The organism is Prochlorococcus marinus str. MIT 9302, from assembly GCF_000759975.1.
Taxonomy (GTDB): domain Bacteria; phylum Cyanobacteriota; class Cyanobacteriia; order PCC-6307; family Cyanobiaceae; genus Prochlorococcus_A; species Prochlorococcus_A marinus_M.
In genome coordinates this window covers 172639-185297 of the sequence record NZ_JNAM01000011.1, presented here as the reverse complement: position 1 = coordinate 185297, position 12659 = coordinate 172639, and the positions used below count along the sequence as shown (strand labels likewise).

Here is a 12659-nt window from a genome sequence, read left to right as displayed (position 1 = left end):
TTTGAACAATTATAGATCTGGGTTTGTAACTTTACTAGGAAGGCCAAATGTTGGTAAATCTACTTTAATAAATAAATTGATTGGAGAAAAAATAACAATTACTTCTCCAATAGCGCAAACTACTAGAAATAAATTAAAAGGAATACTTACTACAAACAATGGACAAATAATTTTTGTCGACACACCAGGTGTTCATAAACCTCATCATCGCCTTGGAGAGATATTAGTAAAAAATGCCAAATCTGCAATTAATGGAGTTGATATGGTAATTTTTGTTATTGATTCAAGTGAAGAACCTGGTAGAGGTGATGAATATATATTAAACTTTTTAATCGCGAATAAAACTGAGTTTATTGTGGCATTAAATAAGTGGGATTTGGTTAATAAAGAATTTAGGAATTTACGATTAGATCAATATAAAAGATTTTTTGGAGTTAATAGAAATTTTCAAATTGTAAGTGCTTCTAAAGGAGAAGGATGTTCTGAACTAATCAATATGGCACTTAATTTTCTTCCAGAGGGACCAAAACTTTATGGCGAAGAGATGATATGCGACCAACCATTAGATAATTTATTATCTGATTTGGTAAGAGAGCAGGTATTAATAAATACAAGAGAAGAAGTACCTCATAGTGTTGCAGTAAAAATAGAAAAGATAGAGGAAATGAAAAGAAAAAATGGCAAAAGTTTTACAGCTATTTTGGCTACCATTATTGTTGAAAGATCAACTCAAAAAGGCATTCTTATTGGAAAGAAAGGTTCAATGTTAAAAATTATTGGTCAGTCAGCAAGATCAAATATGTCAAAATTGATTGATGGTCCAGTTCACCTGGAATTGTTTGTGAAAGTTGTTCCAAATTGGAGAAAAAAAGAATCAAGGTTAATTGAGTTTGGTTATGAGGAAGATTTCTAGATGAGTAGTTTTAATTTTGATGTAATTACATTGTTCCCTAAAGCTTTTGAATTAATAAATAATTTAGGGGTTATAACAAGAGCTCTAGATAAGAATTTGATCGATGTGAATTTACATGATTTGCGAGAATATGGAGAAGGTTCTTATAGACAAGTAGACGACAAGCCTTACGGAGGAGGTTCAGGTATGGTTTTAAAACCTGAACCTATTTATAAAGCATATGAATCAATTAGAAAATCACCTAAAAGTAAAACTTTGTTGATGACCCCACAGGGTAAAGTCTTAAAGCAAAAGGATCTTGCGAAATGGTCCACTTTGGATCAAATAATAATTATTTGTGGTCAATATGAAGGTTTTGATGAAAGGATTAGATGTTTAGCTGATGAAGAGATATCGATAGGCGATTATGTACTTTCTGGAGGAGAAATACCCGCCATATCAATAATTAACGGTTTGACAAGATTATTACCAGGAACTCTTGGTGATCCAGACTCCTTGGTGGATGAGAGTCATAATTCTTCTTTATTAGAATATCCTCAATACACGAGACCGTTAACTTTTAAGGATATGAAAGTGCCAGATATTTTAGTTAGCGGTAATCATGAAGAGATTAAATCATGGAGAAAACGAAAAAGTATTGAAAGAACATTGGAGAGAAGAAGTGACTTAATTTCAAATGAAAACTACAAAAAATCCCCACAAAGTAAGAGAATAATAAAAGAATATAATCAATTCATGAAATTTAGAATAGGTAATGGATACGATATTCACAGACTAGTAGAGGAAAGAGATTTAATTATTGGAGGTGTAAAATTACATCATCCCGATAAATTAGGATTGGATGGTCATAGTGATGCTGATGTGTTAAGTCACTCAATAATGGATGCATTATTGGGAGCACTTTCGCTGGGAGACATAGGAAAGTATTTCCCCCCATCTGATGAAAAATGGAAAAATGCTGATAGCTTGTTTTTGTTATCAAAAGTAATTGACTTGATAAGACAAGATGGTTGGGAAATAAATAATATTGATAGTGTTCTTGTCGCTGAAAGGCCAAAAATTATGCCACATATAAAACTAATGAAAAAAAACATTTCTGAGATCTTAAATATTGATGAAAATCTAATTGGGATTAAAGCAACTACAAATGAAAAATTGGGACCTGAAGGAAGAGAAGAAGGTATAAGTTGCCATTCAGTAGTGCTACTTGAGAAAAAATGAAATTAAATTTAAATTTGGAAAAAAATTTTCAAAGATTTTTTTTAGTATTAATTTGCTTGGTAGTTTTAATTTTTCAATCTGATATTCCCAATTTAAAAGCTCTTACTATGGATAATTATCAAGGTGAAATGGTCATAGAGGAATTAAGACTTAAAGTCCCTGCCGATGCAAAAGGAACATGGTTGAATGCTGAAAAAGAAATTTGGGAGCCATGGTTATCTTCTCAAGAGGGTTTTTTGGGGAGACAATTATTTTGGGATAAAGAAAAAGAAGAGGCTTTAATATTAGTAAATTGGAAAAGTAAAAAATTATGGAAAAGTATACCATTGTCAGAAGTAAATATAGTACAAGAAAAGTTTGAAGATAATGTTAAAGCTGCTTTAAATGTTAGGAAAAATCCTTTTGAATTAATTTATGAGGGAGAGTTAGATAAGCAAAGATGAATTTTGATATTAGGTTTGATTTCCAAAGAAGAGAGAGGCTTGGACTCATTGAAGCAATTTGGGGACAAGACAAGAGTATTGATCAATTAAAGAGATTATCTGAAAATGTATTAGGTAAAAATGAGGTTGTTTTTATTACTAGGATTAATAGTGAAAAAGCTAATTATCTTTTAGATTTGTATGATTATGGACGATTCTATGAAGAAGCAAAATGCCTAATAATTGGCGATAATTTGAATAAACTAAATACAAATAAAAAAGTTGCCATAATTTCAGGAGGGTCAAGTGATTTGGCCGTAACACTTGAAGCTCAATTAGCACTTGAAATTTATGGAGTGAATTGTCAATCTTTTATAGATGTTGGAGTGGCAGGACTTCATCGATTAATCAGTCAGTTAGAAGAAATTAATAAATATGATGTATTAATTGTTTGTGCTGGAATGGAAGGTGCTTTGGCAACTGTTGTGGGAGGATTGTTGGCTCAACCGATAATCGCTGTACCTGTTTCAGTCGGCTACGGAGTTAGCAAGAATGGAGAAACTGCTTTAAATAGTATGTTGTCAAGTTGTTCTCCAGGTATTGCAGTTATGAATATAGATAATGGATATGGAGCAGCAATGGCAGCACTAAGAATTATTAAAAGTATTTCTTAAATACTTACTTTTTTTCGATTTCTAATAGGTTTTCTATCCATAAATTGAGTTGTTTTGAAAGCATTCCTTCTTCTCGCATTTTGATTGCCTTAATCACGACCTCAGTGTTTACCCACTCTGGAAATCTTTTCGGCATTTATTTTTTTATTCAGTAACTATAATTTGGTACAGATTTTTATAAAAACAAGATCTAATTAACAAATTTAATCTTTTATGTTTGATTTTGTACCTAATCTAGACAACTCAGAAGAGGTATGTTCGCTTTCTACATTCTTTAATCTTTCAATTAGCTCAAATAAATCTTTATGGGCTAACTCCCCATTCTGTTCCCATTTTAAGGACCTTGAATTGTTATCAGCTTTTTCTTTCATCAATTTATTTTAGTAATAAGAATATAAAACGAAAAAAGAAAAAAATGGGTTATTGTTTCAAGCTTAAACTTAAAAAATTATGAAGATTTTTAATATTCAAAGATCTTTTCTTTTAACCACCACCAACTATTGAAACGATTTCTAAATTATCTCCTTCTTTAAGTTTCACTTTTTCCCATTTTATTGAATTAATAATTAAACTATTTAGTTCGACAACAATTGTGTTTGGTCTATATCCCATGGAATCGAGAGCTTTAGATAGTAGAGCATTTTCTTGATCAAGTTCTATTGTTTTTTCCTCTCCATTTACTTTAATTTTCATGAGACAACTCTTTCAAGATCATAATAGCGTCTTCTTTTGGATCTTTAGAATTCATTAATTGCGAAACCAAGGCAAATTTTTTAAACCCATTGCTTTTTAAATATGAAATATTATTAGTAGTAACACCTCCGATAGCAAACCAAGGAATATTTAAATCTTTTGTTAATGTTTTGATTTTTTCAATACCTAAAGGTTTTTTCTCCTTTTTTGTTGCAGTTTCAAATACTGGTCCTATTCCTATGTAATCACAACCCTCTTTGATAGCCTTAGAAATATCAATTTCATTATTTGCGCTTATACCAATTATTTTTGAATACCCCAATAATTTTCTCGCTGTTCTTAAGTCTAAATCATCTTGTCCGAGATGAATACCATCTGCATTTGATGCTAGAGCTATATCAACCCTATCGTTAATGATGAACAATGAATTATATCTTTTACATAGATTTTTAATCTGAATTGCTTCTTGCAGATGATCTTTATCAGTTCCCGTTTTAAATCTATGTTGAATGATTCTTACTCCCGCAATTAAAATCTCTTCTATTATTTCTATTAAATTATCCTTTTGATCTGTGATTACATATAAGTCATTTTCTTTTAGTATTTCCTCCGACTTCTTAAACTTGCTTAAACTTAATAGGGCGATTTCTATAGTATAAATTTCATATCTAATTGCCGAAGCGATTTTTGAAAGCTCATGATTATGTAGCCTTGAGAATTCTTCTATGACTCTTAATGCTTCTTGAACTCTGCCTGCATTAGAACTAATAATTTGCTCAGAGGTTTTTCTTTTGATTTGCTCTTGATGAGTCAATCCTTTGCATTTGTCCTCAATATGATTTCTAGATTGTTTATAAACTTCTAAATGATTTTTTCCTAAAATTTGTCTAAAATTTTTTATCCTTTTAACAGAATCATTTTCCCCTAACCCAAATCTAGCCCAATCTTCAAGAACTCTTAAGCCTTCTCTAGCTCTGTCTAGATTAGCGTCAATAATTTGATAAATTCTTAAATCTTCAGCGTTTTTAGTATTGAAATTATGCATTTGTAAATTATTTTTTGATGTTTTTAAAAATTCTTAGTGCATTATTTCTATCTTTTTTAATTTGATTAGAAAGTTGATCTATATTCTTGAACTGGATTTGAGATCTAAGCTTTTCAACTGGTTCTACAGATAAATTTAAACCATATAGATCGATATCTTTGTTTATTAAATGAACTTCAACTGCAGATGGCAATAAAGGACTTATTGTTGGTTGAGGGCCAAGATTCATAATAGATTCAATTTTTTGGTTGGAATTTTCTATAGTTGTCCAAGCTGCGTAGACTCCTTCTCCAGGTAAAAATTTCCTGCCATCTATTTCAAGATTTGCAGTTGGCCATCCTATACTTTTTCCAATCCCTTTACCTTTACCAACCTTTCCATTAAAACTATAAGGCCTTTTAAGAATTTTGAAAGCATTTTTCAGTTCACTTTTCTCTAATAAATCTCTTATTCTGCTGCTGCTAATTCTACCTTCTTTATCTTTTAGAATTGGAGTAATTTTTAGTTTTATATCCGTATCTTTAATCGTGTTTTTGATAGTATTTATGTCTCCACTTCTTTTGAAACCAAATTTAAAATTAGCACCTACAGAAATGTTTTTTGCTTGTAATTGATTTATCAAAATATCTCTTACAAATCTTTCTGCACTTAATTTAGATAGTTCCTTATCAAAAGGAATCAGAACTAATTGTTCAATCCCTAGATCTTCAAGAATAGGTAGTTTTTCATAAGGGAGATCAAGCCTAAGACGCGTCTCTTTGAATAGAACTTCTCTGGGATGAGGCCAGAAGCTCGCAATTGTTGGGGTATATTGATTTTCTTCAACTACACTTTTTATTAATTTTCTGTGGCCAGCATGAAGGCCATCAAAACTTCCAATAGCTATTGAAGTAGGATTCTTAACTTCAGATGGCGATATTAAAGAGATCAAAAGATTACGTGCAATTTTATGATTTTGATGGCAAATTTGAATAGATAATAGTTTATGCAATCAAATGAATGTCTGACAAAATTGATTTTCAGTCGCTTTCATTTGGAATGCGGCGCATTGGATGGATACGCTTTTGGACTCAATCCATTTTAGGTGTTGTTGTGACAGCTGTTTTGCTTTTCTCAAATGTTGTAAATAATAGCGAAGGACAGCTTAGCTTGGCACCTGGCCTATCACTTACAACAATATCCTTGATTTTACTACTTTTTAGTCTTTGGCAAGGTTGGTTAATAGTTAGAACAGGAAGAGCAATCGCAAGCAACGCAAGACCCTCAAGAGGACAAACGAGTAAATTAATAAAAAGAGGTTTAGTCGTTGATTTATTGGGGATTTTGTTTGGATTAATTGGATATCAAGCACTTATGGGTGCTCTTTTTATACAAGCATCCTCTCAAACAACTGGACAATTGATAACAGCGACATCTGATATCCCAATTACTGGACTTGAGATTTTATCGGTGCTAAGTAACACACAAGTTATTGCTGCTCACTTCTTTGGACTTTGCTTTTCCTTATGGCTTTTAAGAAGGATTTACAAATGAATTTTCTATTTTAGGCAATAACTCCAAACCACCTCTCCAAAACAAGTCTGGTTCAACTGGTGTAAGTGATATTTTATTCTCTTGTATTTGAGATACATCACTGGGCCAATTCTTTGGACCATAACCTTTTGATTTAAGATCTAAAACTACCTCCCCTGCCAACCAATAATAATCATCACCTCTTGGGTCTTCCCGTTTAGAAAATTGATTTTTATATTTTCTGATTGATAATCTTGTCCAGGATAATTCTTTTATTTTATTTTTCTCGCAGGGCGGGATATTTAGATTTAAAAGGAGTGAGGATGGCCAACTATCTTTAATTGCTTGTTCGGCAATATTCATTGCAATTTCTCCAGCAAATTCAAAATTCTTCCATTTAAAACTTGCAACACTTATTGCCATAGAGGGAACATTTTCTAAAGTACCTTCCATTGCTGCTGCAACAGTTCCTGAACAAAAAATATCTGTCCCTAAATTTGGCCCGTGATTTATTCCAGATAGAACTAGATCAGGTTTATTATCCAATAATTCAGATAGTGCTAATTTGACGCAATCAGCAGGTGTCCCTGAACATCCCCATGCTTTGATACCTTTTCCAAATAATTCGTCAGCTCTTTCCACTCTTAGTGGAGATTGTAAAGTGAGACCATGTCCAGTAGCCGATCTTTCTTGGTCAGGACATACTACTGTTACCTTATGGCCTCTTTTTTGTGCTGATTTTGCTAATGCTCTTATCCCTTCTGCAAAAACACCATCATCATTACTAATTAATATATTTAATGGTTCCATTAATCAACACATTTTATTTATGGACGATATTTAAGTAAGATAAAACAATACCTATTTTTACTATATCAGTGAGTCAAATTGAATCATTAAGTCAAATTGAGGAAAAACTAAATAATCTTTCTTTAATAGCAAAAAATAATATAGATAATGCTAATACTCATTTAGAACTGGATCAATTGAGAGTATCTCTTCTAGGAAAAAAAGGTGATTTGTCAATTATCTTGAAAACAATGGGTCAATTATCTGCTACTGATAGACCAATTGTTGGCCAAAAGGCAAATTTAATAAAGATAAATTTGCAAGAATTAATAACTGAAAGAAAAAATCTACTAAACAGTGAAGCCTTAGATAATAAGATTAAAAAAGAAAAAATTGATGTAACTATCCCTTCAATTGGAACCCCCCCTGGAAATAAACATCCTTTGATTTCAACTCAAGATGAAATAATAGATATTTTTTGTGGTTTAGGATACTCAGTCGAAAGTGGCCCTGAAATAGAAACTGATTTTTATAATTTTGAATCTCTCAATATACCCAAAAATCATCCCGCAAGAGATATGCAGGATACTTTCTACTTAGATGAAAATCGACTTTTAAGGACCCATACTTCTCCTGTTCAGATAAGATACTTAGAGAAAAATCCTCCTCCAGTAAGAATTATTGCCCCCGGGAGAGTATATAGGAGAGATGCTGTAGATGCTACTCATTCACCTGTATTTAATCAGGTTGAGGTTTTATGTATCGATCAAGATATTAATTTTAGTCATTTAAGAGGAACAGTTCTTACTTTTTTAAAGACCTTTTTTGGAGATATTCCTGTAAGATTTAGAGCTAGTTATTTCCCATTTACTGAACCTTCAGCAGAAGTAGACGTTAAATGGAAAGGTAAATGGCTAGAAGTAATGGGCTGCGGTATGGTTGATCCGAAAGTCTTAGAAAAGTTAGGAATAGATTCTGAGAAATGGACTGGATTTGCAGCTGGGTTAGGAGTTGAAAGATTTTGTATGGTAAGACATCAGATTGACGATATCAGGAAATTTTATACAAATGATCTTAGATTCTTAGAACAATTCTAATAAAATTGAATTTCTAAATTAGGATTGTCCATCAAACTAGTTTAAGATAATTATAGTTTTAATTTTTTGATTGGTACGTAAAGCAGGACTAATCGTTAATGATGGGAAAGAACTTGCTGTTCAAACTGCAAATTCTGTTCAGGATAAATTGGAAAAATCCAATTTTGAGGTTGTAAGAGTTAGTAGCTCTGGTGGAATGGTTGGGTTCGCCAATCCTGATCAACATGTTCGTCCTTTGGGATATATGAATTGTGTTCCCGAGGGGTTTGATTCATCAATGGAATTTGCAATTGTTCTTGGTGGAGATGGAACTGTGCTTTCTGCAGCAAGGCAAACTGCACCTGCAAAAATTCCGATTCTTACAATAAATACTGGTCATTTAGGATTTCTTGCAGAAGCCTATTTATCTAACCTAGATGATGCTATAGATAAAATCATTGCTGGAAGTTGGGATATTGAAGAAAGAACTTGCTTGATCATTAGTGTAATGAGGAATGATCAGAGAAGATGGGAGTCTCTCTGCCTTAATGAGATGGCTCTTCATAGAGAACCTCTGACAAGTATGTGTCATTTTGAGATTTCTATAGGGCGTCATGCTCCCGTGGATATTTCAGCTGATGGAGTAATTTTATCTACTCCAACTGGATCTACTGCATATTCTTTGAGTGCTGGAGGACCAGTCATTACTCCTGATTGCCCTGTAGTACAATTAACACCAATTGCTCCACATTCATTGGCATCAAGGGCACTAGTTTTTAATGATTCAGAGCCAGTAACAGTTTTCCCCGCAACTCCTGAAAGATTAGTAATGGTTGTTGATGGAAATGCTGGCTGTTATGTTTGGCCTGAAGATAGGGTTTTAATAAGAAAAAGTAAACACGCAGTCAAGTTTATTAGACTTGAAGATCATGAATTTTTCCAAGTTTTAAGAAATAAACTAGGTTGGGGATTACCTCATGTGGCTAAACCAAACAAATAACTATTATTTAAATTTATTTTTTACCTTTTAATAAAAAAACAGGATTGTTAGGGTCTAATCTCATTCCCTCTGCGATGGTTAGGCTTTTGTATGTCTGAATTAAATTTAAATTTGTTTTAAAGTTTTTATTTTCTAATTCCTCTTTCAATTCTTTAATAGTTTGAAAGTCAATTATTGGGATTACGATAATATCTCCAATACTCATACTCTGAGCCAGAGTATTAATAATTTCAAGTTTAGTCTTTTTATTACATCCTCCAATTACTAATCTATTAGGTTTTTCAAGAGAACTTAAATATCCCGTATTCAAGGTATTATTTATGTCTTCCTCAAAAATGGATTTTGGTTTAACTCCAAGCCTTTTTGAGTTTTCTAGTATTAATGCTTTTGAACCAATCCTTTTATCGATACAGAACAAATCTAAATTAGGTCTTAGTCTAATTGCCTCTAAACCAATTGACCCACAACCTGCTCCTATATCCCAGATGACACCATTTTTAGGGAGCTCTAGATCAGCTAAGATTTGAACGCGAACCTCCCTTTTAGTTAATAAATTTGGTCTATCATCAAAAGTTTTAAAAATATGGTCACTGATTCCGAAAAGAGGGAGATTATTATTTGAGTAATTTTTCTTTGTTTTTGTAAGAACAACAATGTTCAAACTTGATATATCAGAGGGCAATGACTCTTTAAGATTTAATTTTCTTATATTCTCATTGTCGAAGCCTATCTCTTCACAGAGCCAAAAATCATAAAAGTCAATCAGATTTAATTCTGATAAGTTTTTCTTGATTATTTCTAAACTTTTTTTATTTGAATCTGTAATAATAGACAAAGTTGAAGGCCTTGCTTTAAGAGCCTCAACCAACTTTGTCGAATCTCTGCCGTGAATACTTACATTAACAGTATCTTTCCATGGGATCTTTAACTTACTAAATGCTAATTGAATACAAGTATTTGAAGGGTAGAAACTTAATTCATCTTTTGAAAAATTTTCTAGTAGTATTCTTCCAATTCCAAACCAAAGTGGATCTCCTCTCGAAATTAAAATAACATCAGTTTTTTGAGATCTAAGCCATTTTATGAGCTCTTGATTACTTTGGCTTGCAAAGAATAATTTCTTTTGTCCTAAATTATTTTCACTCCATAATTTAATCTCTTCAAAATATGAATTGGGAACTGCAATATTCCCTGTATTTATAAATAGATCTTTTAATTTGGAAGGTAAATCTTCAAATTTAAAAGAATTTATCCCTACTACATTTATTTTTCTATTTATTTCAGTCATGAATGTTTAAGGAAAAGAACCTAATTTATTTGAATGTTTTATTAAATTATCTTATTATTGTTCGAGTTATCATAGTAAATTAATTGTCTGAAAGGAGAAAGAGATTACATGATTTATTGTTAACTCTAATTAATAAAGATATTGAATTTGAGTTTATTGAAGAAGATTCTAGCGATTTAACATCTAGCTATTCTGAAAAAGACACTTTGAATTTATCTCGAGTTATAGAAAAAAATCGTAAAATAATTAAAAGGTACCAAGCTATTGTAAGAACAGCTGTAACTTTAGATGCCCTTATGGATTCTGAAAATGAGGAAAATTACAAAATCAAATAAAAATATTTTTTTAAAAGGAATATTACCTTTACTTTTACTAGTAGCATTTATTTTTAAACCATTAAAAGTATCTGCAGAAGTTGCAGAAACAGAAATAAATGGGGCATTAATAAATGCTAGTAGCGAGTTTTTAAGAGATTTGGACTTTGAAACTTGGCAATTGGTAGCTTATAAATCACCTCTTTTTGCAGATAAATTGATCTTGAGAGTAATAGGATATCCGGGGAATCTTAGGATTGATCATCCCACTGACTTGAGGGTTGAATCAGGGAGAAAACAGTGGTTTTTAGATGATAAAACATTACTTAACGTGGAATTAGCAAATGATGGAAGACAAGCTGCTGCAGAATTTGATCTTGATGAATTAATTAAAAATTTAGATAAAAATAGACCATTAAGATTATCTTTGTCAGGAGTTTTTTCTGAGTTACCTGTTCCACCCTTTGTGGTTAAAGAGTGGAGATCAATAAACTGAATTTGATTTTTGAGATGTCTGAAAAAAATGTAAGCCATACAAAATGGATGAAAAGAGCAATTTTTTTAGCTTCTTTAGGTAAAAATACAACGAGTCCTAACCCTAGGGTAGGAGCAGTGATAATTGATAAGAATGGGAACCTTATTTCAGAAGGATTTCATTACAAGGCTGGTATGCCCCATGCTGAGGCAATGGCTTTTAATAATTTAAAAAAAGATGCTAAAGACGGATCAATGTATGTAAATCTTGAACCTTGCTGCCACCATGGCAAAACACCTCCATGTGTAGATAAGGTGATATCCTCGGGGATAAAAAAGGTATATATATCTATTGAAGATCCTGATAAAAGAGTCTCTGGTAAAGGTATTAAGCTGCTAAAAGAAGCTGGAATACAAGTTCATTTAGGGTTGTGTAAAAAAGAATCCTTAGATTTAAATAAGACTTTCATTCATAGGAATATTACTAAAAAGGCATTTGGTGTTCTTAAATGGGCAATGAGTATTGATGGAAGAATATCTTTGAAAAATGGAAAAAGTAAATGGATTACTAATGAAGAATCAAGGTCATTAGTTCACTCTTTTAGAGCAGAATTTGATGCAATAATAATTGGTGGGAATACATTAAGGAAAGATAATCCACTTTTGACTACTAGAGGTTCAAAAAATCCTGAGCCTTTGCGAGTTGTTTTCACAAAAAGTTTAGATCTGCCTTCAAAATCTAATCTTTGGGATTGTAATAAGGCAAAAACTTTAATTATTTATGATTCTTCTACAGCAAATGAAAATTACCTCACAAGGATTCCAAAATGTGTGGAGGTTGTAAAGGTATCATCAGATAATCCAGAGTTGATTTCAAAAATACTTGCTAAAAGAGGTTGTAATAAAGTTCTTTGGGAATGTGGTCCTAGATTGGCTACCGCCGCTATCCAATCTAATTGTATTCAGGAAATTATTACTTTTATTGCTCCGAAAATTTTAGGTGGAGAAAATAATATGAATCCCTTTGGTGATTTTGAATTTAAAGAAATGCATGAAATTATTAAATTAACTGATTTTCAGTTTAGTTTGATTGGCAACGATATATGCGTTAAGAGTTCATTTGAAAAATAAATTTTTATACTTAATTTATATGGGTCAAAGTACCGTACGGTTCTCACCCAAAAAAAACAAAACAGATACGGAAACTTTTAGTTTAGTTTATAATTAATACAAAATTG

17 protein-coding genes are annotated in these 12659 nt (G+C 31.8%); 10 read left to right on the top strand and 7 right to left on the bottom strand.

Annotated elements, in window-relative coordinates; all coding sequences use genetic code 11:
• Nucleotide 1 precedes the first annotated feature (1 nt).
• The 4 genes from era to larB are packed head-to-tail and all read left to right on the top strand — an operon-like array spanning nucleotide 2 to nucleotide 3230.
• The gene (era, locus tag EU96_RS01855; protein ID WP_032527211.1) at nucleotides 2-913 is read left to right on the top strand and encodes a GTPase Era; all 912 of its coding nucleotides are present in this window, start codon (nucleotides 2-4) and stop codon (nucleotides 911-913) included.
• Nucleotides 914-2134: a tRNA (guanosine(37)-N1)-methyltransferase TrmD gene (gene trmD / locus EU96_RS09870; RefSeq protein ID WP_072014702.1), complete on the top strand. Its 1221-nt coding sequence runs from the start codon at nucleotides 914-916 to the stop codon at nucleotides 2132-2134.
• Nucleotides 2131-2577, top strand: a complete 447-nt coding sequence (locus EU96_RS01860; RefSeq protein WP_032527210.1) for a TIGR03792 family protein — start codon at nucleotides 2131-2133, stop codon at nucleotides 2575-2577. The genes trmD and EU96_RS01860 overlap by 4 nt, the downstream gene beginning before the upstream one ends.
• Complete coding sequence (gene larB, locus EU96_RS01865) at nucleotides 2574-3230, top strand: nickel pincer cofactor biosynthesis protein LarB (RefSeq protein WP_032527209.1); 657 nt, start codon at nucleotides 2574-2576, stop codon at nucleotides 3228-3230. Before EU96_RS01860 ends, larB begins: the two co-directional genes overlap by 4 nt.
• Nucleotides 3231-3234: 4 nt before the next feature.
• Here larB and EU96_RS10665 read toward each other — a convergent pair whose 3' ends face one another.
• The 5 genes from EU96_RS10665 to EU96_RS01880 all read right to left on the bottom strand — a co-directional run bounded on the left by EU96_RS10665 (nucleotide 3235) and on the right by EU96_RS01880 (nucleotide 5899).
• Complete coding sequence (locus EU96_RS10665; RefSeq protein ID WP_011376917.1) at nucleotides 3235-3366, bottom strand: hypothetical protein; 132 nt, start codon at nucleotides 3364-3366, stop codon at nucleotides 3235-3237.
• A 67-nt stretch (nucleotides 3367-3433) separates the two neighbouring features.
• Nucleotides 3434-3601, bottom strand: coding sequence for a hypothetical protein (locus EU96_RS10390; protein ID WP_193741353.1), 168 nt, complete (start codon nucleotides 3599-3601; stop codon nucleotides 3434-3436).
• Nucleotides 3602-3713: 112 nt separating this feature from the next.
• Nucleotides 3714-3923 (bottom strand): sulfur carrier protein ThiS, encoded by a 210-nt coding sequence (gene thiS / locus EU96_RS01870; protein ID WP_032527208.1) that lies wholly within the window; start codon nucleotides 3921-3923, stop codon nucleotides 3714-3716.
• Entirely contained in the window at nucleotides 3913-4968 is a 1056-nt protein-coding gene (locus EU96_RS01875) for a thiamine phosphate synthase (RefSeq protein WP_032527206.1), read from the bottom strand. The genes thiS and EU96_RS01875 overlap by 11 nt, the downstream gene beginning before the upstream one ends.
• Before the next feature lie 7 nt (nucleotides 4969-4975).
• On the bottom strand, nucleotides 4976-5899 hold the full coding sequence (locus EU96_RS01880; RefSeq protein WP_032527435.1) for a bifunctional riboflavin kinase/FAD synthetase: 924 nt from the start codon (nucleotides 5897-5899) through the stop codon (nucleotides 4976-4978).
• A 68-nt stretch (nucleotides 5900-5967) separates the two neighbouring features.
• Here EU96_RS01880 and EU96_RS01885 point away from each other — a divergent pair, with 68 nt between their 5' ends.
• Complete coding sequence (locus tag EU96_RS01885) at nucleotides 5968-6501, top strand: DUF3611 family protein (RefSeq protein WP_032527205.1); 534 nt, start codon at nucleotides 5968-5970, stop codon at nucleotides 6499-6501.
• Here EU96_RS01885 and surE read toward each other — a convergent pair.
• Nucleotides 6481-7290, bottom strand: a complete 810-nt coding sequence (surE, locus tag EU96_RS01890) for a 5'/3'-nucleotidase SurE (RefSeq protein ID WP_032527204.1) — start codon at nucleotides 7288-7290, stop codon at nucleotides 6481-6483. The two genes, EU96_RS01885 and surE, sit on opposite strands and share 21 nt — an antisense overlap.
• A gap of 68 nt (nucleotides 7291-7358) precedes the next feature.
• Here surE and pheS point away from each other — a divergent pair, with 68 nt between their 5' ends.
• Both pheS and EU96_RS01900 read left to right on the top strand, forming a co-directional pair.
• Complete coding sequence (pheS, locus tag EU96_RS01895; protein WP_032527202.1) at nucleotides 7359-8366, top strand: phenylalanine--tRNA ligase subunit alpha; 1008 nt, start codon at nucleotides 7359-7361, stop codon at nucleotides 8364-8366.
• Nucleotides 8367-8436: 70 nt separating this feature from the next.
• Nucleotides 8437-9345 (top strand): NAD(+) kinase, encoded by a 909-nt coding sequence (locus EU96_RS01900; protein WP_032527201.1) that lies wholly within the window; start codon nucleotides 8437-8439, stop codon nucleotides 9343-9345.
• Nucleotides 9346-9358: 13 nt separating this feature from the next.
• On the opposite strand, the gene EU96_RS01905 is transcribed toward EU96_RS01900, so the two are convergent.
• Entirely contained in the window at nucleotides 9359-10633 is a 1275-nt protein-coding gene (locus tag EU96_RS01905) for a bifunctional cobalt-precorrin-7 (C(5))-methyltransferase/cobalt-precorrin-6B (C(15))-methyltransferase (RefSeq protein WP_032527200.1), read from the bottom strand.
• 83 nt (nucleotides 10634-10716) lie between these two features.
• Between EU96_RS01905 and EU96_RS0109395 the strand changes: the two genes are divergently transcribed.
• The 3 genes from EU96_RS0109395 to ribD are packed head-to-tail and all read left to right on the top strand — an operon-like array spanning nucleotide 10717 to nucleotide 12552.
• A complete protein-coding gene (locus tag EU96_RS0109395) occupies nucleotides 10717-10968 on the top strand; it encodes a hypothetical protein (RefSeq protein ID WP_032527199.1) in 252 nt (83 codons plus the stop codon).
• Nucleotides 10943-11443 (top strand): DUF3122 domain-containing protein, encoded by a 501-nt coding sequence (locus EU96_RS01910; protein WP_032527198.1) that lies wholly within the window; start codon nucleotides 10943-10945, stop codon nucleotides 11441-11443. The genes EU96_RS0109395 and EU96_RS01910 overlap by 26 nt, the downstream gene beginning before the upstream one ends.
• A 14-nt stretch (nucleotides 11444-11457) precedes the next feature.
• A complete protein-coding gene (gene ribD, locus EU96_RS01915; protein WP_032527434.1) occupies nucleotides 11458-12552 on the top strand; it encodes a bifunctional diaminohydroxyphosphoribosylaminopyrimidine deaminase/5-amino-6-(5-phosphoribosylamino)uracil reductase RibD in 1095 nt (364 codons plus the stop codon).
• Nucleotides 12553-12659: the final 107 nt, after the last annotated feature.